This window comes from Streptomyces sp. NPDC020299 (assembly GCF_044387825.1).
GTDB lineage: Bacteria > Actinomycetota > Actinomycetes > Streptomycetales > Streptomycetaceae > Streptomyces.
The window spans coordinates 50,549-72,271 of the sequence record NZ_JBIRWL010000025.1; the positions used below are offsets into that span (position 1 = coordinate 50,549).

Annotated in this window: 19 protein-coding genes; 11 read left to right on the forward strand and 8 right to left on the reverse strand. The window is 72.7% G+C overall.

Features of this window, described 5'->3' with window-relative positions:
- Positions 1-2 precede the first annotated feature (2 nt).
- From ACH45E_RS40435 to crcB (ACH45E_RS40465), 7 genes are all read left to right on the forward strand, one after another.
- The gene (locus ACH45E_RS40435; RefSeq protein WP_361453172.1) at positions 3-1,610 is read left to right on the forward strand and encodes a dynamin family protein; all 1,608 of its coding nucleotides are present in this window, start codon (positions 3-5) and stop codon (positions 1,608-1,610) included.
- A gap of 3 nt (positions 1,611-1,613) precedes the next feature.
- On the forward strand, positions 1,614-3,812 hold the full coding sequence (locus ACH45E_RS40440; protein ID WP_361453175.1) for a GTPase: 2,199 nt from the start codon (positions 1,614-1,616) through the stop codon (positions 3,810-3,812).
- Positions 3,813-4,017: 205 nt separating this feature from the next.
- Entirely contained in the window at positions 4,018-4,461 is a 444-nt protein-coding gene (locus ACH45E_RS40445; protein ID WP_361453178.1) for a single-stranded DNA-binding protein, read from the forward strand.
- Between the two features lie 208 nt (positions 4,462-4,669).
- Positions 4,670-6,085 (forward strand): Cys-Gln thioester bond-forming surface protein, encoded by a 1,416-nt coding sequence (locus ACH45E_RS40450; RefSeq protein WP_361453181.1) that lies wholly within the window; start codon positions 4,670-4,672, stop codon positions 6,083-6,085.
- A 59-nt stretch (positions 6,086-6,144) separates the two neighbouring features.
- Complete coding sequence (gene crcB / locus ACH45E_RS40455) at positions 6,145-6,633, forward strand: fluoride efflux transporter CrcB (RefSeq protein WP_361453184.1); 489 nt, start codon at positions 6,145-6,147, stop codon at positions 6,631-6,633.
- Positions 6,633-6,983, forward strand: a complete 351-nt coding sequence (locus ACH45E_RS40460) for a DUF190 domain-containing protein (RefSeq protein ID WP_361453407.1) — start codon at positions 6,633-6,635, stop codon at positions 6,981-6,983. Before crcB (ACH45E_RS40455) ends, ACH45E_RS40460 begins: the two co-directional genes overlap by 1 nt.
- The gene (gene crcB / locus ACH45E_RS40465; RefSeq protein WP_361453187.1) at positions 6,980-7,354 is read left to right on the forward strand and encodes a fluoride efflux transporter CrcB; all 375 of its coding nucleotides are present in this window, start codon (positions 6,980-6,982) and stop codon (positions 7,352-7,354) included. Before ACH45E_RS40460 ends, crcB (ACH45E_RS40465) begins: the two co-directional genes overlap by 4 nt.
- Before the next feature lies 1 nt (position 7,355).
- Here crcB (ACH45E_RS40465) and ACH45E_RS40470 read toward each other — a convergent pair whose 3' ends face one another.
- Positions 7,356-7,709, reverse strand: coding sequence for a DUF190 domain-containing protein (locus ACH45E_RS40470; protein WP_361453190.1), 354 nt, complete (start codon positions 7,707-7,709; stop codon positions 7,356-7,358).
- Positions 7,710-8,042: 333 nt separating this feature from the next.
- Between ACH45E_RS40470 and ettA the strand changes: the two genes are divergently transcribed.
- The 3 genes from ettA to ACH45E_RS40485 are packed head-to-tail and all read left to right on the forward strand — an operon-like array spanning position 8,043 to position 10,804.
- Complete coding sequence (gene ettA / locus ACH45E_RS40475; RefSeq protein WP_361453193.1) at positions 8,043-9,707, forward strand: energy-dependent translational throttle protein EttA; 1,665 nt, start codon at positions 8,043-8,045, stop codon at positions 9,705-9,707.
- A gap of 6 nt (positions 9,708-9,713) precedes the next feature.
- Complete coding sequence (locus ACH45E_RS40480; RefSeq protein WP_361453196.1) at positions 9,714-10,124, forward strand: thioesterase family protein; 411 nt, start codon at positions 9,714-9,716, stop codon at positions 10,122-10,124.
- Positions 10,121-10,804, forward strand: a complete 684-nt coding sequence (locus ACH45E_RS40485; RefSeq protein ID WP_361453199.1) for a hypothetical protein — start codon at positions 10,121-10,123, stop codon at positions 10,802-10,804. The genes ACH45E_RS40480 and ACH45E_RS40485 overlap by 4 nt, the downstream gene beginning before the upstream one ends.
- 31 nt (positions 10,805-10,835) lie before the next feature.
- Here the strand turns inward: ACH45E_RS40485 and ACH45E_RS40490 are convergent, their stop codons facing one another.
- Entirely contained in the window at positions 10,836-11,249 is a 414-nt protein-coding gene (locus ACH45E_RS40490; RefSeq protein WP_361453202.1) for a globin, read from the reverse strand.
- A 77-nt stretch (positions 11,250-11,326) separates the two neighbouring features.
- Here ACH45E_RS40490 and ACH45E_RS40495 point away from each other — a divergent pair, with 77 nt between their 5' ends.
- Positions 11,327-12,316, forward strand: coding sequence for a methyltransferase domain-containing protein (locus ACH45E_RS40495; RefSeq protein WP_361453205.1), 990 nt, complete (start codon positions 11,327-11,329; stop codon positions 12,314-12,316).
- Positions 12,317-12,331: 15 nt separating this feature from the next.
- Here the strand turns inward: ACH45E_RS40495 and ACH45E_RS40500 are convergent, their stop codons facing one another.
- From ACH45E_RS40500 to ACH45E_RS40525, 6 genes are all read right to left on the reverse strand, one after another.
- A complete protein-coding gene (locus ACH45E_RS40500; RefSeq protein WP_361453208.1) occupies positions 12,332-13,861 on the reverse strand; it encodes an FHA domain-containing protein in 1,530 nt (509 codons plus the stop codon).
- Positions 13,862-13,963: 102 nt separating this feature from the next.
- Positions 13,964-15,310, reverse strand: coding sequence for a VWA domain-containing protein (locus ACH45E_RS40505; RefSeq protein ID WP_361453211.1), 1,347 nt, complete (start codon positions 15,308-15,310; stop codon positions 13,964-13,966).
- Between the two features lie 100 nt (positions 15,311-15,410).
- Positions 15,411-16,793 (reverse strand): PP2C family serine/threonine-protein phosphatase, encoded by a 1,383-nt coding sequence (locus ACH45E_RS40510; protein WP_361453214.1) that lies wholly within the window; start codon positions 16,791-16,793, stop codon positions 15,411-15,413.
- A 3-nt stretch (positions 16,794-16,796) separates the two neighbouring features.
- Entirely contained in the window at positions 16,797-19,307 is a 2,511-nt protein-coding gene (locus ACH45E_RS40515; protein WP_361453217.1) for a tetratricopeptide repeat protein, read from the reverse strand.
- Positions 19,304-20,635: a hypothetical protein gene (locus ACH45E_RS40520; protein ID WP_361453220.1), complete on the reverse strand. Its 1,332-nt coding sequence runs from the start codon at positions 20,633-20,635 to the stop codon at positions 19,304-19,306. Before ACH45E_RS40520 ends, ACH45E_RS40515 begins: the two co-directional genes overlap by 4 nt.
- Positions 20,636-20,708: 73 nt before the next feature.
- Positions 20,709-21,716: a glutamate ABC transporter substrate-binding protein gene (locus ACH45E_RS40525; RefSeq protein ID WP_361453223.1), complete on the reverse strand. Its 1,008-nt coding sequence runs from the start codon at positions 21,714-21,716 to the stop codon at positions 20,709-20,711.
- Positions 21,717-21,723 lie beyond the last annotated feature (7 nt).

Consider the following 21,723-nt stretch of genomic DNA (forward strand, 5'->3'; position numbering starts at 1 on the left):
ATGTGGTGACCTTGGACGTACGGCCTCAGCTGCTCGACGCACTCTCCGCCCTGCGCGACCGTGTGGCCGCCGCGCGCTTCCCGCTGCCCCTGGCGGGGGCCCCACGCGCGCGTGCCAACCGCGACGAACTACTCGCGCAGCTCGACGACTACTTGGTGCCCCGCCTGCGGGAGCCCGAAGCACCGTTGCTGGCGGTCGTGGGAGGCTCGACCGGGGCCGGCAAGTCGACGCTGGTCAACTCCCTCGTGGGGCGACGGGTCAGCGAGGCTGGCGTGCTGCGGCCGACTACCCGGACGCCGGTGCTGGTCTGCAACCCGGAGGACCATCACTGGTTCAGCGGCATGCGGGTGCTGCCCGATCTCAACCGCGTGTGGGCGCCCCAGCGGGATGCGGGCGACGACTTCGCGATTCCCAACGACGATCCCGCGCGCCTGCTGCGGATCGAGACCGCCGAAAGCCTCCCGAGCGGGCTCGCCCTGCTCGACGCACCCGACATCGACTCCCTGGTCGCAGACAACCGTGTCCTCGCCGCCGAACTGATCTGCGCGGCCGACATCTGGGTGATGCTGACCACGGCCGCCCGGTACGCCGACGCGGTGCCCTGGCATCTGCTGCGCACCGCGAAGGAGTACGACGTCACCCTGGTGACCGTCCTCGACCGGGTGCCCCACCAGGTCGTCTCCGAGGTCTCGCGGCAGTACGGCGCGCTGCTGGCCAAGGCCGGGCTCGGCGACGTACCCCGGTTCACCGTGCCCGAGCTGCCCGAGTCGGCCTGGGGCGGGGGCCTGCTGCCGGCCACCGCCGTCGCCCCGCTGCGGGCCTGGCTCCTGCAGCAGACGCACGATCCCGGATCCCGGCAGCACGTCATGGGGCGCACGGCGTACGGCCTCCTCGACTCGCTCAAGGCGCGGCTGCCCGAACTGGCCGCCGCCGCCTCCGCCCAGTACGCGGCCGCGCTGCGGCTCACGGCCGCCGTGGACGCGGCGTACGACAGCGAGCACGCGCGCGTACGGGGACGGCTGCAGGCCGGGGCCGTGCTCGCCGGGGACGCGCTCAAGCGCTGGCGGGCCTTCCCACTCGACTGCACCCCCGGGGAACTCCTCGACGCCCTGGCGGAGAGCCTGGCCGCACTGCTGCTGTGCGCCGTCACCGCCGCCGACGAGCGCGTGGACGACTCCTGGCGGCGCGAGCCGGCCGCGGACGGCCCCGGCCTCACCGAACGGGATCCGTCCCCGGAGAGCGCCGAACACCGCATCGGGCTCGCCGTACGGCGCTGGCGGCGCGAGCTCGAGGAGTACGCCGAGGACGAGGTGCGCGAGCTCGACCGCAGCGTCGCCCCGGACCCGGAGCTCGTCGCCGCCCTGGTCGCCACCGCGCTGCTCGGCGGCCGCCGGGCGCGCTCCGCGAGCGAGGGGCTCGGCGAGCGGCTCGGCGCCCACGGCGCGCTGCGGCTGCGGGACCGTGCCGGACGGCTGCTCGCCGACTACGTGGACCGGGTCGTGCACGGCGAACGCGAACGCCGTCTCGCCCCGCTCGACGCCCTCGAGGTCCATCCCGAACCCCAGGCCGAACTCATCGCCGCGCTGTCCGTACTGCAGAAGGAGAGGTGACCGGTGACCGCCGTCACTGACCAGGACCACACCGGCCACATGGAGACCACCGGCCACATGGAGACCACAGGTCACATGGACGATCAACCCGGCCGCATCGACCACATCGGTCGCATGGGTCAGGCCGACCCCATCGAACGCAGTACGGATCGCGGCCCCGACCGCAGCACGGACCGCGCCCTCGACCGCGGGGCGGACCCCGGCGCGGACGGTGGCACCGACCGCGCCGATCACAGCGTCCCCGATCCCACCGGCGAAGCGGCCCCCCACGAGCCGCCCCCCACCCCCGTGAGCGAGGCGGACGGCCGCCCCGCCGAGGACCCGTCACCAGGTGCCTCCCGTCCGGCCCGCCCGGAGGAGACCGCCGCGCAGGACACGCAGGACGCACGGGACACGGACGGAGGTGAGGCGGCGGACAAGGGCGAGCAGGCGCGGAACGGGCAGCACGCGCGCGTGCGGGACGCCGCCGTCCCCGAACCGGCGGACGACCCCGCCGACGTCTGGGACGACGGCCTCATCGCCCGGCGCGTGACCGAGGCCACCGCCGCGGCCGCCGCCGAGCAGGTCTCCGCCTTCGACACCAGGAAGGCCGGCGCCCAGCCGGTCACCCCCCTCGCCTACGACGGCCCCCTGCGCTCACGCCTCGACGCCCTGCGCGAACTGGTCGGGCTCTCCCGCACCCGGCTCGACAGCCGGACGCTCGCCGAGGCGGGCCGGGTCCTCGACGAGGCGGCGGCCCGCCGCAAGCTCTCCGGCCAGCACACCGTCGTAGCCATCGCCGGTGCCACCGGCAGCGGCAAGTCGCAGCTGTTCAACGCCCTCGCCGGGGTCGCCCACTCGGAAACGGGTGTACGGCGGCCGACCACCGCCGCGCCCATCGCGTGCAGCTGGAGCGACGGCGCGGCCACCCTGATCGACCGGCTCGGCATCCCCGGACGGCTGCGCCGCAGGCCGATGCTCAGCGCGGAGAACGACCAGCTGCGCGGGCTGGTCCTGATCGACCTGCCCGACCACGACTCCGCGGCCGTCGAGCACCGGGAGCACGTGGACCGCATCCTGCGGCTGGTCGACGCGGTCATCTGGGTCGTCGACCCCGAGAAGTACGCCGACGCGGTGCTCCACGAGCGCTATCTGCGGCCCCTGGCGGGCCACGCGGAGGTCATGTTCGTCGTCCTCAACCAGGTCGACCGGCTCCCCGGCGAGGCCGCCCACCAGGTCCTGGACGACCTGCGGCGGCTGCTCGACGAGGACGGCGTCGCCCTGGGGGAGTACGGCGAATCGGGCGCCGTCGTACTGGCCCTGTCCGCCCTCACCGGGGACGGCATCGGCGATCTGCGTGAGGCGCTCGAGCAGTTCGTGTCCGAGCGCGGGGCGGCGGCCCGCCGTATCGCGGCCGACGTGGACGCCGCCGCCGACCGGCTGCGGCCGGTGTACGCCACCGGGCGGCGCATCGGGCTGAGCGAGGAGGCGCGGGAGGAGTTCGCTGCCCGGCTCGCGGACGCCGTGGGCGCCACCGCCGCCGGCGAGGCCGCCGAACGCGCCTGGCTGCGCAACGCCAACCGCGCCTGCGGCACGCCCTGGATGCGGTTGTGGCGGTGGTGCCAGGGCCGGCACGAACCCACCACGGGACGGCTTTCCGTGGGTCTCCCGGCGGACGAGGAGGCCACCGCCCGCCAGCGCGTCGAGCAGGCGGTCCGTACGGTGGCGGACCGGGCCTCGGCGGGGCTGCCCACACCCTGGGCGCAGGCGGTGCGGGAGGCGGCCGTACGCGGCTCCCAGGGGCTGTCCGAGACGCTGGACGAGCTGGCGGCACGGGCCGGAATGCCGGCCGGGCGCCCGCCGCGGCCGGGCTGGTGGCCGGTGGCCGTGCTGGCCCAGGCGGCGATGACCCTGCTTCAGATCGTGGGCGGCCTGTGGCTGCTGGGGCAGATCGTCGGCGTCATGACGCCCAATCTGGGCGTGCCGGTGCTGCTGATGGTGTCCGGCATCGTCGGCGGGCCGCTCGTCGAATGGGGCTGCCGGATGGCGGCACGGGGCCCGGCACGGCGCTACGGCCTCGAGGCGGAACGCCGGCTGCGGGAGGCCGCGGCGGGCTGCGGCCGGTCCCGGGTGCTCGATCCGGTGGCCGCGGAGCTGCTGCGGTACCGGGAGGTGCGGGAGCAGTACGGGCGGGTGACGAGAGCGGGGGCGAGAGTGGGGTGATCCCTGCCATCGGGAAGGTGAACCACTCGTCCGGGTGAGGGAGTTCTCCACAGCCGGCCGGTGGTCCACAGCGCTCGGCGGGCCCGTCCCGACGGCGGCAGTCTGGTCCCACGGCGATCGCGACGCACGACGTGGCGGTACGCGATCGACGGCACCGGACGCAGCCGTACGGGACGGGCCCGTACGCGTAAGGGAGGGATCCGCGATGAACGAGACGATGGTGTGCGTGGTGGGCAACGTGGCGACGAAGCTGACCTACCGCGATCTGGCCTCGGGCCCGTCGGTGCGGTTCCGGCTGGCGGCCACGCCGCGCTACTGGGACCGCGAGAAGAACGTCTGGACGGACGGCAGCACGAACTACTTCACCGTGTGGGCCAATCGTCAGCTCGCCGCCAACGTGGCGGCCTCGCTCAACCTGGGCGATCCCGTCGTCGTCCACGGCAGGCTGAAGGTGCGTGAGGAGACGCGCGACGGGCAGAAGTGGGTCTCCGCGGACATCGACGCCGCGGCGATCGGCCACGACATGGCCCGCGGCACCTCGGCCTTCCTGCGCACGCCCAGGCCCGAGCCGGCGCTCCCGCGCCGGCCGGAACCCACCTGGGAGACACCGCCCGCGGAACAGCAGCCGGAACCCGTCGCGGTGACGTGACGTCAGCCACAGCCGCGATAACGATTCCGAGTCGGATCGGTCATCCGACGATATGACCGCCGAGCGCGGCGCGCTTGATCCATAAGATGCCGGGCGTAGCTCTCAGGGCTGCTGATTCTGCTGGTGGGACCGTTCCCCCCACGTCAACGGGTCCTGCTCGAAGGGGAATTTAGTGCTTTCTGCGTTCTCAGGGCCCTCGGGGTTCGCCATGGCGTCCGTGCGTGCCGCGCGCGGCCGCGGGCCGGCCCGCGTCGCCGCCGCGACCCTGGTCACCGGGCTGGTGGCCGCCGGGCTGCTGGCCGGAGCCGGTGCGGCCGCCGCCGACGGGACGTCGCAGCACCAGGGCGGCGCGACCGCCACCATCGGCGGCCTGAAGACGTACGGCGAGGCCGTGATCCACGAGGACGGCGGCGACCAGCGGGTGTCCGCGGGCCTGTTCGAGATGTCCGTCGAGGGCGGCGGCACCCTGCAGACGTACTGCGTCGACCTGCGCAACCCCACGCAGAAGGACGCCAAGTACCAGGAGACCCCCTGGAGCGAGACCTCGCTCGGCACCAACAAGAACGCGGGCAGGATCCGTTGGATCCTGCAGAACTCCTACCCCCAGGTCAACGACCTCGCGGCACTGGCCGGCCGGGCCGGTGTCCGCGGCCTCACCGAGCAGGACGCCGCGGCGGGCACGCAGGTCGCCATCTGGCGCTGGTCCGACGGCGCCCACGTGGACGCGGTCGACCCGCAGGCCGAGAAGCTCGCGGACTACCTGGAGAAGAGCGCCCGCTCCATGGCGGAGCCCGCCGCCTCCCTCACCCTCGACCCGCCCGCGGTCTCCGGCCGGCCCGGCGGACTGCTCGGCCCGGTGACCGTGCACACCAACGCGCGCAGCGTGACGGTGACACCGCCGTCGGACGCGGCGATCACCGGCGTCCGCATAGTCGACAAGACCGGCAAGCCGGTCACGTCGGCCGCGGACGGCAGCCGCCTCTTCTTCGACGTCCCCGAGGACGCGGCTGGGGGTACCGCCCACGCGTTCAGCAGTGGGGGAGGGGCGGCCCAGCTGACGGTGCAGGCGTCGACCAGCGTCCCGGTCGGCCGTGCCTTCACCTCCGACAGCCGCAGCCAGACCCAGATCCTGGCCGGCTCCAGCGAGTCGACGGTCTCCGCCACCGCGAGCGCCGACTGGGCCGCCAAGGGCGCGATACCGGCGCTGTCGGCCACCGAGAACTGCGCCAAGGGCGCCCTGGAGATCACCGGCGCCAACACGGGCGACAAGCCGTTCACCTTCTCGCTGATGGAGACCGAGTACACCATCCCCGCGGGCGCCACCCGCACGGTGACGGTCCCCCTTCAGGAAGACCAGGCCTACGACTTCACCATCACCGGCCCGAACGGCTTCCAGCAGCGCTTCACCGGCGTCCTGGACTGCCACACCCAGGCCGCCGCGACAGGCGACACCGTCCAGACCCTCAGCGAGCCGAGCCCCGCATCGGTGGGCGGCACGACCACCGACACGAACCTGGCCGCGACGGGCGGCTCCCCGATCACCCCGCTGATCGCGGGCGTGGCGATCGGGCTGGTGGTCATCGGGGGCGGGGTGCTGGTACTGCTCCGGCGGCGGGAGTCTTAGGGTTGATTTAAAGGTTCGCCTTGAGCCGGATGGCCTCGGAGTATGTGGGGCGAGGCGACGTGAGTGATGAGCCCGGGCGGCACTCGGTTGCGACCGCGGCGGTGGAAGAGTCCGCGGCGGCACAGTCACGCGCACGCCGGGAGGCCCGCCGCAGGTTCCTCCAGGTACTGGCAGTCGTCGCGGTGGGCGGATCCCTGGGCGCCACCGCCCGCTACGAAGCGGCACTGCTCTGGCCGACGGGCAAGGCCGGGTTCCCGTGGACGACGCTGGGTGTCAATGCGGTGGGGTGCCTGGTCATCGGCATGTTCATGGTGCTGATCACGGAAGTCCTCACGGTGCACCCGTTGCTGCGCCCGTTCTTCGGCACGGGCGTGCTGGGTGGCTTCACGACCTTCTCCACGTACTGCGTCGACATCGAACGTCTGGTGCGTGCGGACCGGGCCGGCATCGCCCTGGCCTACCTGGCGGCGACCGTGGTCATCGCACTGGCCGCCGCGAAGACCGGCATGGTCGCCATCCGGCGCATCCTGGTGACGAGAGGACCGTGATCATGAGACTCCACGGACGCGCACTGCGCCTGACGATCATCGTCGACGACACCGACACCTGGCAGCACAAGCCCCTGTTCACGGAGATCGTGCACCGCGCCCATGCCTCCGGCCTCGCGGGGGCGACGGTCTTCCGGGGCGTGGAGGGTTTCGGGGCGACATCGGTCGTGCACACCACGCGACTGCTGTCCATGGCCGACGACCTGCCGACGGCCATCGTCATCGTCGATGAGGAAGACCGCATCCGGGCGTTCATGTCCCAGCTCGGAGAACTGCCCGTGAGCGGCCTCATCACCGTGCAGGAAGTGGAGGTGGTCCACTACAAGGGCCGGGAGGCCGCGGCCTCATGAGGTATCTGCTCGTCATCCTCGGTGGAGCCGTCGGTGCCCCCCTGCGGTATCTGATCGACCGGACCGTCCAGGCGCACCACGACAGTACGTTCCCCTGGGGAACGTTCGCGGCCAATGTCACCGGATCCATGATCCTGGGCACGCTGGCGGGAGCGGCCCTCGCCGGAGCCGGCTCGCAGAGCATCCAGCTCCTCCTGGGCACGGGCCTGTGCGGGGCCCTGACCACGTACTCGACGTTCTCCTACGAGACGCTCAGCCTGGCCGAGGCCGGAGCCCGTTTCCTCGCCGTGGCCAACGTGGTGGCCTCGGTCGTGGCCGGGCTCGGAGCCGTCTTCATAGGCATGACCTTCGCCCAGGCGGCCTTCGGCTGACCTAGGCATGCGCCTGAACGGGGTCCCGCTCCGCGCGCTGGACGACCTCGATCCGCTCGACGATCACGAGCCCTTCGTCGATCAGTTCGCGCAGTACCGGAACGAAGCGGCGTACCCGTTCCTCGTCGTCGACGATGATGATCGCCAGCGGCAGGTCCTGCTTCAGCGACAGGAACCGGGGCCCGTGTATCACCGACGAGGCCCCGAACCCCTCGACCCCACGCAGCACCGTCGCGCCGGCCAGCCCCGCCTCATGGGCACGGTGCACGATCTCGGCGGACAGGGGCCGGTGGTGCCAGGTGTCGCTTTCCTCGACGAAGACCGTCAGCTGCAGGGCCGTTCCCATGTCTTTCATTCCGTGACCCTCCTACTCGCGCGGGCCGACACAGAGGCCGAGATGACTTCACGAGTAGGGACTGTTGGTGGCACCGGATGCCACGGTTCGGGTACGGCGAGCCCCACCGCCGCGTGACCGCCCCCGGAGAACGACTTCGGCCACGCAACCAAGGTATCCCCGATCGGCACGGCACTCAACGACACCCGACAGCACCGGAAGCCCCCCGCCCGCCGACACCGAAGCCCCAGGTCAGAGGTGCCCGCCCCAACGCGTTTCCGCCCAGGGGTGGCCGTACGGCAAGATGGGGTGTATCTGCCCACTGCCAGATTTCAAGCTGCCGGACGGTTTCTCTTGGCTGAGTTCATTTACACCATGCGCAAGGCGCGCAAAGCGCACGGCGACAAGGTGATCCTCGATGACGTCACCCTGAACTTCCTGCCGGGGGCGAAGATCGGCGTCGTCGGTCCGAACGGTGCCGGTAAGTCGACCGTGCTGAAGATCATGGCGGGGCTGGAGCAGCCGTCCAACGGTGACGCCTTCATCTCGCCCGGTTACAGCGTCGGCATCCTGATGCAGGAACCCACGCTGACCGAGGAGAAGACCGTCCTGGAGAACGTCCAGGAGGGTGTCGCCGGGATCAAGGGCAAGCTCGACCGGTTCAACGAGATCGCCGAGCTGATGGCGACCGACTACTCGGACGCGCTGCTCGACGAGATGGGCAAGCTCCAGGAGGACCTGGACCACGCCAACGCCTGGGACCTCGACGCCCAGCTCGAGCAGGCCATGGACGCGCTGGGCTGCCCGCCCGGCGACTGGCCCGTCACCACCCTCTCCGGTGGTGAGAAGCGGCGTGTGGCGCTGTGCAAGCTGCTGCTCGAGGCGCCCGACCTGCTGCTCCTCGACGAGCCCACCAACCACCTCGACGCCGAGTCCGTGAACTGGCTGGAGCAGCACCTCGCCAAGTACGCGGGCACCGTGGTCGCCATCACTCACGACCGGTACTTCCTGGACAACGTGGCCGAGTGGATTCTCGAGCTCGACCGCGGGCGCGCCTACCCGTACGAGGGCAACTACTCCACGTACCTGGAGACCAAGGCCACCCGCCTCAAGGTCGAGGGCGCGAAGGACGCCAAGCGGCAGAAGCGGCTCAAGGAAGAGCTGGAGTGGGTGCGGTCCAACGCCAAGGGGCGGCAGGCCAAGTCCAAGGCGCGTCTGGCGCGCTACGAGGAGATGGCCGCCGAGGCCGAGAAGATGCGGAAGCTGGACTTCGAGGAGATCCAGATCCCGCCGGGCCCGCGACTGGGCAGCGTCGTGGTCGAGGTCGACAAGCTGAACAAGGCCTTCGGCGAGAAGGTGCTGATCGACAACCTGTCCTTCACGCTGCCGCGCAACGGCATCGTCGGGGTCATCGGCCCGAACGGCGCCGGCAAGACCACGCTCTTCAAGATGATCCAGGGGCTGGAGACGCCCGACTCCGGCGACATCAAGGTCGGCGAGACGGTCAAGATCTCGTACGTCGACCAGAGCCGCGAGAACATCGACCCGAAGAAGACGCTGTGGGCCGTCGTCTCCGACGAGCTCGACTACATCAACGTCGGCCAGGTCGAGATGCCGAGCCGCGCGTACGTCTCCGCCTTCGGCTTCAAGGGCCCGGACCAGCAGAAGCCGGCCGGGGTCCTCTCCGGCGGTGAGCGCAACCGGCTCAACCTCGCGCTCACCCTCAAGCAGGGCGGCAACCTGCTGCTCCTCGACGAGCCGACCAACGACCTGGACGTGGAGACGCTGTCCTCCCTCGAGAACGCGCTGCTCGACTTCCCGGGCTGCGCCGTCGTCGTCTCCCACGACCGGTGGTTCCTCGACCGTGTCGCCACGCACATCCTCGCCTACGAGGGTGAGTCGAAGTGGTTCTGGTTCGAGGGCAACTTCGAGTCGTACGAGAAGAACAAGATCGAGCGGCTCGGCCCGGACGCCGCGCGTCCGCACCGTGCCACCTACAAGAAGCTGACCCGGGGCTGATCGGTCTTGCGCCACATCTACCGCTGCCCGCTCCGCTGGTCGGACATGGACGCGTACGGGCACGTCAACAACGCGGTCTTCATCCGCTACCTGGAAGAGGCCCGTATCGATTTCCTGTTCCGCCCGGAGAAGGATTTCAAGCAGGGGTCCGTGGTGGCGCGCCATGAGATCGACTACAAGCGGCAGCTCGTCCACCGCCACCACCCGGTGGACGTCGAGCTGTGGGTCACCGAGATCAGGGCCGCGTCCTTCACCATCACCTACGAGGTGAAGGACGACGACCTGGTCTACGTACGGGCCTCGACGGTGGTCGTGCCGTTCGACTTCGAGGGCGAGCGGCCGCGCCGGATCACCGCGGAGGAGCGGGAGTTCCTCCGGGAGTACATGGACGACGAGGCGGAGGCCGTCGCCGCATGACGGTGCCGCAGATGCTCCATCTCGCCGACGAGGGGGAGGCGGCCGATCTCGCCGCCTTCCTCGGCCGGCTGCTCCACTACGACCGTGGGGCCGCCGTACGTCTCCAGGCCGCCGGGACCGCGCTCGCCGTGTTCGGGCGGCCGCCGTCCTTCGAGGTGCTGGCGATCCGTGCGGTGCGGCTCGAGAAGCCGTACGAGGACGGGCTGGACCGCACCCTGGACGTGACCGTGTCGGCGGGTGAACTCCTGGAGTCCGTCGACGAGACGGCGGCCACGGCCGTCGCGCCGGGCGCGGTGACCGGGCCGCCGTGGGCGGGGGTCCTTCCGCCGCGCGGCGGCTGGCGGGCGGAGCCGGGACTGCCGGCGCCCGACGCCCTGCGGACCATGGTCGCCGCCTCCGTCGCCGAATTCCGGTCCCGTACGCAGGAGCTGGCGCCCGAGCTGCGTACCCGCGCGGAACTCGACCGGATCGGGCGGGAGATCTGGTCCCGGGCGGTCGCGGACACCGGCCTTCCGGTGCGGGCCGTGCACGCGGCCCAGTCGCTGGGGTTCCTGCGACCCGGCGGCCAGGGCGGCCTGGGGCTCTTCTCGTCGGGCGCGTGGCTCAGGCTGCGCACGCCGTACGGGTCCGTCGCCGTGCGCACGGCCGGGCTCGGGACCCTGGGCCTCAGCGTGCGCTGAACCCGGGACCGCCTCGGTCACTCTGCCTCGGTCAGTCCGGGGTGTTGATCATCGAGGCCGCCGCGTACGTCAGGTAGTTCCACAGCTGGCGCTCGTGCTCCTCGGACAGGCCGAGCTCGTCGACGGCCGCCCGCATGTGCTTCAGCCAGGCGTCGTGCGCCGCCCGGTCCACGGTGAAGGGGACGTGGCGCATGCGCAGGCGGGGATGGCCGCGGTTGTCGCTGTACGTCGTCGGGCCGCCCCAGTACTGGATGAGGAAGAGCGTCAGCCGTTCCTCGGCCGGACCGAGGTCCTCCTCCGGGTACATCGGCCTGAGCAGCGGGTCCTCGGCGACCCCCTGGTAGAAGAGGTGGACCAGCCGGCGGAAGGTCTCCTCCCCGCCGACCTGCTCGTAGAAGGTCTTCTCCTGAAGCGTGCCGCGCCGGATCTCATTCACGTACCCCATGGTCTCAGACGCCCCGGCCGAGGACTGTGGCCCTAGGACCACTCGCCTCCGGCCGCTCCGCGCCGCACAGTGGACGCATGGGCTCGTACGCTCTCGACGACGACAGGGAACTCGCCGAACTCGCCGCCTCCGCGCGGGCCGCGCTGGTGCGGGAGATCGACGCGAGCGGCGCCTGGAACGCCGATCCGGTGTGGCGGGAGGTCTTCGCGGCGGTGCCGCGGCACCTCTTCGTGCCGTACTACTACGTCGGCACCGCCGGCGGATACGAGCGCAGATGGGGTGAGAGCCCGGATGCCGAGGCGCGGGAGCGCTGGCTGAGCGGTGCCTACGCCGACGCCCCGCTGGCCACCCGGCTGCGGGACGGGGAACTGCTCTCCTCCAGCAGCCAGCCCTCGCTGATGGCCCAGATGCTCGCCGAGCTGGGGGTCAGGGACGGCGACCGGGTGCTGGAGATCGGCGCGGGCACCGGCTACAACGCCGCCCTGCTCGCCCGCCGGCTCGGCGAGGACGATCTGGTCACCACCGTCGACCTGGAGCCGGAGATCACCGAGTCGGCCCGGCGGCACCTGGACGCCGCCGGACACCACCCGGCCGTGGTCACCGGGGACGGGGCGCGCGGAGTCCCGGAACGCGCCCCCTTCGACCGGGTCATCGCGACCTGCGCCCTGCCGTCGGTGCCGCATGCCTGGCTCGCCCAGTGCCGTTCCGGCGCGCGCGTCCTGACGCCGCTCGCCACCGGCCTGGTGGCGCTGACCGTACGGGACGCCGGGCACGCCGAGGGCCACTTCCTCGCCACACCGGCGTTCTTCGTCCCGCTGCGCGGCGAGCACCGGCCCGAGCGGGAGCCGGTGTCCCTGGAGGGGCTGCCTCCTCGGGCCCGCCAGCAGGAGCTGTTCCGCTTCCTGCTCGCGCTCACCCGCGGCAGCCTCACCCCCCAGGAGGCGTACGCGCTGTGGGTGCGCGAGGGCAGGCCCCCGCGCGAGCGGTACGGCATCACGGTCGACGGCGACCGCGAGTGGGCCTGGCTGGACGACCCGGAGGGGCCGCACACCTGGCCCCTCCCGTGATGCCCCGACCGGCGGCTAGCCGCGCCGGATGGTGATCGTCGTCCAGGCGCCCACGTGCACCCGGTCGCCGTCCTGGAGCGGCACCGGCACGAAGGGCTGGATCGGTTCCTCCCCGCCGTTGACCGTCGTGCCGTTGGTCGAGTTCTGGTCGACGACCGCCCAGCTGCCGTCGGGCTGCTGGACCAGCACCGCGTGCTGGTGCGAGACGCCCGGGTCCTCCGGCGGCACCGACAGGTCGATGTCCGGGGTGTCGCCGGTGGAGTGGCGGCGGCGGCCGATGGTGACCTGGTTGCCGGTGAGCGTGCGCTGCTGCTCGGGCGAGTACGCGGGCAGGTTCAGGCCCGTGGCCTCGGGGCCGGAGCGATGCATCATCGCCATGAAGTACTCGCGGTCCGGGCCGATGGTCGCCGTCCAGGTGACCGGGCCCTGCGGAACCGGCGGGTAGCCGTAGCCGGACGGGGCCTGCGGGGCCTGGGTGGCGCCGGGCTGCGGGTAGCCGTAGCCCCCGCCGGGGCCGCCCTGGCCGCCGGGGCCGGAGGGGTTCGCGGACGACGGCGGGGAGATCACCCAGTCGTCTTCACCGCCGCCGAAGGACGGGCCGCCCGCCGGCGGCCGGCCGGTCTCCTGCGGGAAGGCCGGCGGGGCCGGCGGACCGGCCTGCTGGAACGCGGGCGGCGGACCACCGGCCGTGGCACCGGGGCCGGGCGGCGGAACCGGCCGCGACGGGTTCCCGCCGAAGCCACCGGGACCACCGGGACCACCGGGGCCGCCAGGACCACCGAAGCCACCAGGACCACCGGGGCCGGGAGAGGTGGGCGGACCGGGACGACCGGCGGGAGGACCCGACGGCTCACGGCCGAACGGCGGGGGACCGGCCTGACCCTGACCGCCATCGAAGCCGCCCTGGCCGGGACCGCCCTGGCCGCGCTCGCCGCCGTAGCCCTGGGGACCGGGGCCCTGACCGGGACCGCCCGGTCCGCGCTCGCCGCCGTAGCCCTGAGGACCCGGGCCCTGACCGGGACCCTGACCCGGTCCACCCGGCCCACGCTGCCCCCGCTCGCCGCCGAACGGCGTAGGGCCGGACGGCTCGCTGCCGAAGGGGTTCGGCGGGAGCGGCTCGGCGGGCCGGTTCATCTGCGACGGGCGCGAGCCCTGGTACTCGAACGAGTCGCCGCCGCCGTAGGACGGGCCGGGCGGCTGGAAGCGGGGGGCGGCCGGGCCCGAGGCGGGCGGTCGCGGGGCGGCCGGGGTGTAGGAGGTGGCCGTGTTGGTCAGGAAGTTCCAGCGGCACTCCTCGCAGAACGGCGCACCGCCCTCACGGGGCGTGCGGCACTGCGGGCAGAGCTCCGGCTCGTGGTGCGGCGCGGAGGACAGATGGCGCCCGCCGGGCTGGCCACCCTGACCGGGAGGCGGCGGCGGGAACCCGTACCCACCGCCGGGGGGCGGCGGGGGAGGGGGCGGAGGTACGGCACCGGCCATGCGGTGACCGCAGACCTCGCACCAGTCGTCGGAACCCGACTGGTGTCCGTTCGGGCAGGTCGGCATGTCGGCGCGTCCCCCTCTCTCGCAGGGTCCTGCTGAGTCGATCCGGGTCGTCCCAGGGTGTTCCCGGGGTGTTCCCGATTGTTGTTTCCGGGTTGTTCTACGTCACTTCTTTACACGAACAGTCTTTGTGGACCGTGTCTCGAGAGTCATCTCGTCGGCCTCCGCGACCTTCGCCTTCAGTCGCACAGTACCTGTCGCGGCGTCGACCACGTCCACCACCTTCGCAAGCAGTTTCGCAGTATCCGCGTTCCCCGAGGCACTGGCGAGCTGAACCGCCCGCCCCAATTTGGCCGTTGCTCCATCGAAATCGCCCGCTTTGCGAAGGTCGAGCCCCTGCTTGATCGCCTGCGCCAGTTCGGCCTGCCCGGTGTAGTGGGCGACCTGCGGGTTGATCGAGGTGGAGGCGGTCATGTCGTCGGTCCACACGGCCCGTACGAGGCCCTGGGCGCCCAGGTTCCGCACCGTCCCGTCGGGCTGCGGAACGACCAGCGAGACCCTGGCGGCGAGCATCTCCTGGCCGATGCCGGCCGCGGGGACCTCGACGCATACGTGGTAGTCACGCGACTCGTCGCCCCAGGAGCCGGTGGGGTAGTCCCCGGCGCGCGGGCCCGCCTCGGTGCGGCGGTCGGTCAGCTCCTCGACCCTCGGAGCCACCTGCTTGACGAACCGGATGGTGGTGCCGACCGGCGTCCACAGCCGGAGGGCGACGTCGGCGACCTCCTTGCCCATCGCCGTCTCCATCATCCGCGTGAAGTCGGCGGCGAGACCGGCCGGGTCGGCGACGATGTCGGCGGTGCCGAGCAGCGCGGAGGCGATCCCTGTGACTTCTTTCACTTCCCAGTCGGTGCCCACGCCCCGCGCGTCACAGGTGAAGCGTCCGGCGCACTCGGCGAGGGCGGTCTTCAGATCCTCCGGCGACTCGTGCTCGTTGCGGCCGTCGGTGAGCAGGATGCCGTGCCGGATGGCGACGTCCGCCGAGGACAGCAGGCGGTCGGCGAGCCGCAGCCAGGTGCCGATGGCCGTACCGCCGCCCGCGCTGAGCCGGCGCAGCGCCTGCTTGGCCTGCTCCCGGGTGGTGGCGTCGGCCACCGCGAGCCGGCCGCCGCCCGGGTAGACCTCCTTGGCCACGTGCGTGCCGCCGATCACCGCGAAGTGCGTGCCGTCGCGCAGGGTGTCGATCGCCGCGGCCGTGGCGTCGCGGGCGTTGCGCATCTTGGTCGGCGGGTAGTCCATCGACCCCGAGCAGTCGACCATGACCGCCACGGCGGCGGACGGGCCCTGGCCGGCGGTGTAGAGGTGGGGTGCTGCCGCCGGGCTCCCGATCGTCCCGCCCCCGGTCGCGGTCACCGTGACGATCGCGTTGACCTCGCGGCCGCTCTCCGGCAGGTACTCGTTCTGGTACACGTCCACCGTGAACTGCGGCACGTTCGACTTCGAGAAATTGGCCATGATCTCTCTGAATCCCCCTCCGAACCCACGATGCCGTGGGCGATGACTTTATGCGGACCGGTCCCCTCCGGTCCGCCGGGGCTTCCCCGTGTGCGGCCCCTCAGGCCGATCCTGCCCCCTGCGGCGGGGCCGGGAACGGCAGGACGGCCACTGTTACGTTGTCGTGGCCCCCGCCGTCCAGGGCGTGGCCGACCAGTACTTGGGCGGCGTGCAGCGGACGGACGGCGGCGTCGGGGGGGATCGCCTCGGCCATCTCCCCGGCCGTCTCCGCGTAGTTCCACAGCCCGTCCGTGCACACCACCACGACGCCCGGCCGGTCCGGCTTGAAGGACGCGGTGTGCGGCTCCAGTTCGTAGGCGTCCGCGCCGAGCCAGCCGGTGATGGCGTGGGCCCGCTCGTCGGCGTACGCCTCCGCCTCGCTCATCAGGCCCGCGGCGACCATCTGCGCGGCCCAGGAGTCGTCCTCGGTGAGCCGGGCCGGGGGCGCGGTGCGGTCCAGCGGCACCCAGTAGGCGCGGCTGTCGCCGACCCAGCCGACGACCAGCAGGCCGGAGGTGACCACCGAGCCGACGATCGTGCAGGCGGGGGCGTTCTGGTGCACGGCGTGCTCGCGGGCCCCGGCGGGTTCGTCCGCGAGGGCGTTGACCGCGTGCGAGGCGGCCACGATCGCGTCGTGCATGGCCTGTTGCGGGTGGGTGCCGTGCGTCAGGGCGGCCAGCAGCGACTCGCCCGCCACCCGGGACGCGGCCATCGAGGCGTCGTCGGGGCGGGTCGCGGAGGAGACGCCGTCGCAGACGACCGCCAGGGTCACGGGCGAGCCGTCGGGCAGCGCGACGTGGCCGACGGCGAAGGCGTCCTCGTTGCGGTGGTGGCGCAGACCGCGGTCGCTGACGGCGGCGACCGGACCGGACTCCTGCTCCATGTGGTCGCGTTCGCGGGGCTGGGCGTGCCCGCAGTTCTCGCAGTAGCCGTCGCTGTCCACCCGGCCCGCCCGGCACGCCACGCACACCTTGGCCTCCTCGGCCGCGCTCGCGGCGCCGGCGGCGGCCCGCGGGTCGGGCGCCTGCAACGGGTAGTCGTCGGGCTGCGGAGGCCGGTCGAAGCGGACGCCGGAGACCGGGGACGCGGCGGCGGCCGGGGCCTGCGCGGGGACCGCCTCGGGCGCGGGTGCGCCCGGTGGCAGCGGGGAGCCGCCGGAGTCGGTGCCCGGCAGGTCCGTCGGCAGGTGCGGCGCCGCGGGGGTGCCGGAGCCCGGCTCCGGGGCCGGCACGCCGGGCCAGGCGGGCCCTTGGCCGGGGATCAGGCCGGGGACCCGGCCGGGACCGTCCGAGCCGTTCATGGTGAGCGTCGGGTGGTCCTGCGGCGGCGCGGGCACCGCCGACAGGTCGTACCCGCACACACCGCAGAAACGGTCATCCGACTCAAGCGGCTCCGCGCAGTTCGGGCACTGCGACAGCGCGGCCTGCTGGGGCATCTGCGACATCAACTACACCCACGTCCGGGGGCGGTAACGGTTGGCCCGTTCCACCAGGTCGATCCTCTCCTCACCGCCGGGCGCCAGCCTGGCCAGCGTGCGGTAGGCGCGCTCAAGGCCGAAACGGAGGCCCCGCTCGTCCAGACCGCTGCCGAGCAGCACCCGTCCGCCGGCGGCGGGCTGGGTGCCCTCGCCCCCGGAGAGTATCCAGTCGAGCGCGCTGCCGAGCACTTCCGCCGACAACTGCTCGCGGCGCGCCGGGTCGAGACCGTACGCCTGCAGTGCCTCGACCTGGGCCGCGGCGGCGGTCAGGTCCTCCAGGAACGGCGTGTCGGCGGCGGTCGCCGTGCGCTGCCTCAGCCGGGCCCGCACGGCGGCCACGCGTGCCGCCGTGTAGTGGATGGAGGACTCCGGCACCGACTCCAGCGTCCGTACGGCATCCCGCCGGTCCCCGGCCGCGAGCTGTACGCGGGCCAGGCCGAACGCGGCGCTGACATGGCTCGGGTCGGTCGACCACACCAGACGGTAGTACTCGGCGGCGTTGTCGAGCTGCCCGAGCACCTCCGCGCACAGGCCGAGCGCCAGTTTGGGGGCGCTCTCGCCGGGGAAGGCGTCGAAGATCGCGTCGAAGGAGAGCGCGGCGCCCTCGAAGTCCCCGGTCACCAGCGCGGCCACGCCCCGGTACCAGACCACCCGCCAGTCGTCGGGCCGTTCCTCCTCCAGCTGCGCCAGGTTCGTCAGCGCGGCCCCGGAGTCGCCGTGCTCCAGCCGGGCGCGGATCTGCCGCAGCCGGGTCTCCACGGTCTGCTGCGGCGCCGCCGCCAGCGCGCCGATCAGCTCACCCGGCGCGGAGGCCATCAGGCCGGCCAGGAAGCCCGCGTTCGGGTCGGCCGGGTCGACGTGCGGCACGGGCAGGGCGAGGGCGGCGGAGGGCGTGTGGACGGGCCTGACGAGGCCGGCGGCGCCGGCGGGGGAGTTCCCCGGGACGACGGGCAGGGCGGCGGGCGTGGCTCCGCCCTTCGCCTGCACCGCTCTCGTCCCCAGCAGCGACACGTCCCCGTCCAGTTCGGGGAACAACTCCGTGTCCGTGACCTTCACCTCGGGCCCGAACAGCGTCGACAGCGCGGGCCGGGGCCGTCCCGTCTGGAGGGACACCACCTCCCGCAGGACGCCCGTCAGCTGCTCGGCCATCTCCTGCGCCGAGGCGAACCGGCGGGCCGGGTCGGGGTCGGTGGCGCGGACCAGCAGCCGGTAGAAGGACTCGTACTGGCGGAAGACCTCGATGTTGTCCGGGTCGGGCAGGGAGTCCACGAAGACGTTCGTGTAGCCCTGGAAGTCGAAGGTGAGGACCGCGAGCGTACGGCCCACCGTGTACAAGTCGGACGCCACCGACGGGCCGACGTCGGCGACCTCCGGCGACTGGTAGCCCACCGTGCCGTAGATCGCCGACTCTTCGTCGTCCATGCGGCGCACCGCGCCCATGTCGATCAGCTTGAGCTGGTCCTCGGTCTGGATGGCGTTGTCGACCTTGAAGTCGCAGTACAGCAGGTTGCGGCTGTGCAGATGGCCGAGCGCCTCCAGCGCCTCGATGCCGTACGCGCACGCCTGCTCCACCGGCAGCGGGTCCCGTCTGCCGTCCGGGGCGCGGCGGGCGTTGGCGATCTCCTTCAGGGACTTGCCGCCGACGTACTCCATGACGATGTAGCCGTCGAGGGAGCCGGTGCGCTGGTCGAGGTGCTCGACGAAGTTGTAGATCCGCACGATGTTGGCGTGCTCGATCTCCGCGAGGAAGCGCCGCTCGGAGATCGCCGCCGCCATCGCGTCCTGGTCGCCGGTGTCCAGCAGGCCCTTGAGCACCACCCACCGGTCGGAGACCGCGCGGTCCACCGCCAGGTAGATCCAGCCCAGGCCGCCGTGCGCCAGGCAGCCCACGACCTCGTACTGGCCGTGCACGATGTCCCCGGCCTTCAGCTTCGGCACGAAGGAGTACGGGTGGCCGCACTTGGTGCAGAAGCCCTCCGTGCGCCCGGCGCGCTCCCCGCGGGCCCGGCCGACCGGCGCACCGCAGTCCGAGCGCGAGCAGAACCGCTTGCGCTCGGGCACCTCCGGGTTGTCCAGGACCATCGCGCGCGGGTCGGGCCGCGGCACCTGCGGCACCGTCACCAGCCCGGCGCCCAGCCTGCTGCGCCCCGACGACCCGGCGCTGGAACCGGAGCTGCGCACCGACACCGAGCGGCCCGTCGACTTGCCCGACACGGACCGCGAGAGCCGCCCCGACACCGAACGGCGAGACTTCGACGAGTGCGAGGACGTGCGCGAACTGCGGCCGGTGGAAGGCGTGCTGGAGCTGCCGGAGGAGCCCTTGCCGCCGCCGGTGATCCCGGTGGGCGGCGAGCCCACCATGCCGCTCGCGCTGACGACCGGGGCGAGACCGCAGGTGTCGCAGTACAGCTCGCCGCCGCCCACGTCCTCGTAGCCGCCCTCGCAGCCCGGCCGCTGACACGTCTGCTGTGCCTGACTCACGTCTGTTCCCCCCTACGGTCCTCGGGCCCGCCCTGCTGCGGCACGCGCGGCGCGCCGATCAGTTCGGCCGCCGCGTGCTGGTAGCGCAGCACGGCCTGTTCGGCGACCCGCAGGTCGCAGGGCGCGCTCCACAGCATGCGGCGCGCCGCGTCGTAGCGCTCGACGAGGAACGGGTCCTCGGCGAGCCCGTGCCGGGCGACCTTCGCCTTGTACGCGTCCAGCCGGCCGCGCAGTTCGGCGCGGACCGCCAGCGGTGCGGTGACCGCGGTCAGGGACTCGCGGGCGCGCAGCAGTTCGTCCTCCGCCTTCTGCTCCAGCGACTCCAGGAGCGGGGAGAGCCGGTGCCACTGGGCCTGTCTGCGGTACTCGGCGGCCGCCGCCAGCTGTTCCTGGAGCACGGTCGGCGGGCCGCTGACCACCGGCACCTCCGTCGCGGCGATCTTCGCCAGCACCTCGCCGCGCGCGGTGCGGGCCTCGGCGAGCGTGCGGTCCGCGCGGGAGAGCACGTCCCGCAGCCTCACCAGCCGCTGCTCGGCGTCCTGACGGACCGTCAGTACGGCGTCGATCTCCCGCCGTACGTCCTCCAGGGCGCGTGCCTCACGGTCGTACACGGTGGTGTCCGGCCTGCCGCCGCCCGGCGCCGAACTGCCCTCGGCCGGCACCCAGAAGGCGAGCGGGTCAAAGACCACCTGCTCCCGCAGCCGGGTCAGCGTGCGCGTGATGCGCTCCAGGTCGTCGCCCGCCGGATGCTCGCCGGGGCGCACGCCGACCGAGTGCGCCAGCTTGCGCGTGCGCTGGAGCTCCGCGGCCAGTAAATCGATCCGGGCGGGCAGCGCCGACCACACCGCGTCGGCGGCGACGACCATGTCCAGCGAGCGCGCGTACAGCTCGTTCATCCGGTCCACCAGACCGGACAGCGAGAACCGCTCGCTGAGCCGGCCCCCGGCGGACAGCAGCGTCGGCGCGTTCGCGGTCGCCGTCGCGCCGCCCGCGACCGTGACGGACTCGCCGCGCAGCAGCTCGGTGAGCTCCACCAGGTCCTCGCGGCTGGACCAGCGGCGCCGGCCGCGGATCTCCCGGGCGCCGCGCAGCGCGGCCGTGTACGCGTCGAAGTACGTCCACAGCAGCGTGATCGACGCCTCCGTGGCCGTCCAGCGCTCCTGGGTGACGCCGGTCAGTTCGGCGCCTTCGAGGAGTCTGCGGCCCGCGTGGTCCTGAAGGGCGAACAAGGAGGTCTCGATCGCCTCGTGCTCCGCGCCGAGCCGCGCCAGCGCACGGTCCACCTCGTCCCGGTCCATCACCGGCCCGGCGGGGTCCGTGACGCCCATCGATCACCTCTCGCTCTCGTCGCCTGAAGTCTGCTGGAGTTCATGCCCGAAGGTCGCCCGCGCGACGCCCCGGTCAGCTCTTGCGCAGATACTCCGGGGCGGGTGGCTTCGACGGGCCGGAGTCCGACCCCAGTGTGGCCGACAGCCACTTGTCGTACGACGCCTGCCAGCCGCTCGCGCGGTACTGCACCAGGATCTGATTGACCCGGCGTATCAGATCCTTCGCGTCCTTGTTCATCGCCACACCGTAGTAGTCGGTGGTGAAGGGGTCGCCCTTGAGCTCGACCGTCGGGTCCTGGGCTGCCTGGCTGGCGGCGAGCGCGGCGTCGGTGACGACGGCGTCGACCTCGCCGAGCTGGAGCCGTACCAGGCAGTCGAGCTGGTTGGGGACGCCGACCAGCTTGCCGGCCGTCCTGTCGTGGTCCAGCCGGGCGTAGGCGGTCGAACCGGCGGCGGCGCACACCCGTTGGTGCGCCAGTGTGGGGCCGTACCCCTTGATGGACGACGACTTGGGGGCGAGTACCTGCTGGCCGGTCTTGAAGTACGGCGCGGAGAACGCGACTTCGTCCAGGCGTTCGCAGGTGATGGTCATCGTGCGGACGACCATGTCGACGCGGCCGCTCTTGACGGCCTCGGTGCGCTGGCTGGTGGGGATGGCCTTGAACGTGACCGCCGTCGGGTCACCGAGGATGTCCTGGGCGATCCGGCGGACGAGGTCGATGTCGAAGCCCTCCAGCTCCGCGCCCTTGGTGTTGGGGTTGCGGTAGCCCCAGCGGTAGCTGTTCTGGTCGACGCCCACGACGATCTTGCGCGCGTCGCCCTTGCGGGCCTTGATCTTGTCGATCGTGGGACCGTCCGCGCCCGACGGGGACAGCGTCTGCTTCTCGGGGTCCGTGCAGTCCTGCGCCCGCACCTGCCGGCCGTTGGCGACCCCCTGCCCACCGACGCCCTGCCCACCGCCCCCGTGCGGCTGGCTCAGCGGCAACAGCAGCACGAAGCCCAGCGCCAGCGCGCACAGGACCGCCATCGCCCCCACACCGCCCCAGCCCCGCAGGGCGGCCCGCACCCGTCGTGCGTTCATGTTCGCG

Coding starts and splice junctions, on each gene's coding strand:
- ACH45E_RS40445 (WP_361453178.1), top strand. CDS start 4,018: ATGAACGAGACGATGGTGTGCGTGGTGGGCAACGTGGCGACGAAGCTG.
- ACH45E_RS40450 (WP_361453181.1), top strand. CDS start 4,670: ATGGCGTCCGTGCGTGCCGCGCGCGGCCGCGGGCCGGCCCGCGTCGCC.
- crcB (WP_361453187.1), top strand. CDS start 6,980: ATGAGGTATCTGCTCGTCATCCTCGGTGGAGCCGTCGGTGCCCCCCTG.
- ACH45E_RS40470 (WP_361453190.1), bottom strand. CDS start 7,709: ATGAAAGACATGGGAACGGCCCTGCAGCTGACGGTCTTCGTCGAGGAA.
- ACH45E_RS40485 (WP_361453199.1), top strand. CDS start 10,121: ATGACGGTGCCGCAGATGCTCCATCTCGCCGACGAGGGGGAGGCGGCC.
- ACH45E_RS40490 (WP_361453202.1), bottom strand. CDS start 11,249: ATGGGGTACGTGAATGAGATCCGGCGCGGCACGCTTCAGGAGAAGACC.
- ACH45E_RS40495 (WP_361453205.1), top strand. CDS start 11,327: ATGGGCTCGTACGCTCTCGACGACGACAGGGAACTCGCCGAACTCGCC.
- ACH45E_RS40500 (WP_361453208.1), bottom strand. CDS start 13,861: ATGCCGACCTGCCCGAACGGACACCAGTCGGGTTCCGACGACTGGTGC.
- ACH45E_RS40505 (WP_361453211.1), bottom strand. CDS start 15,310: ATGGCCAATTTCTCGAAGTCGAACGTGCCGCAGTTCACGGTGGACGTG.
- ACH45E_RS40510 (WP_361453214.1), bottom strand. CDS start 16,793: ATGTCGCAGATGCCCCAGCAGGCCGCGCTGTCGCAGTGCCCGAACTGC.
- ACH45E_RS40520 (WP_361453220.1), bottom strand. CDS start 20,635: ATGGGCGTCACGGACCCCGCCGGGCCGGTGATGGACCGGGACGAGGTG.
- ACH45E_RS40525 (WP_361453223.1), bottom strand. CDS start 21,716: ATGAACGCACGACGGGTGCGGGCCGCCCTGCGGGGCTGGGGCGGTGTG.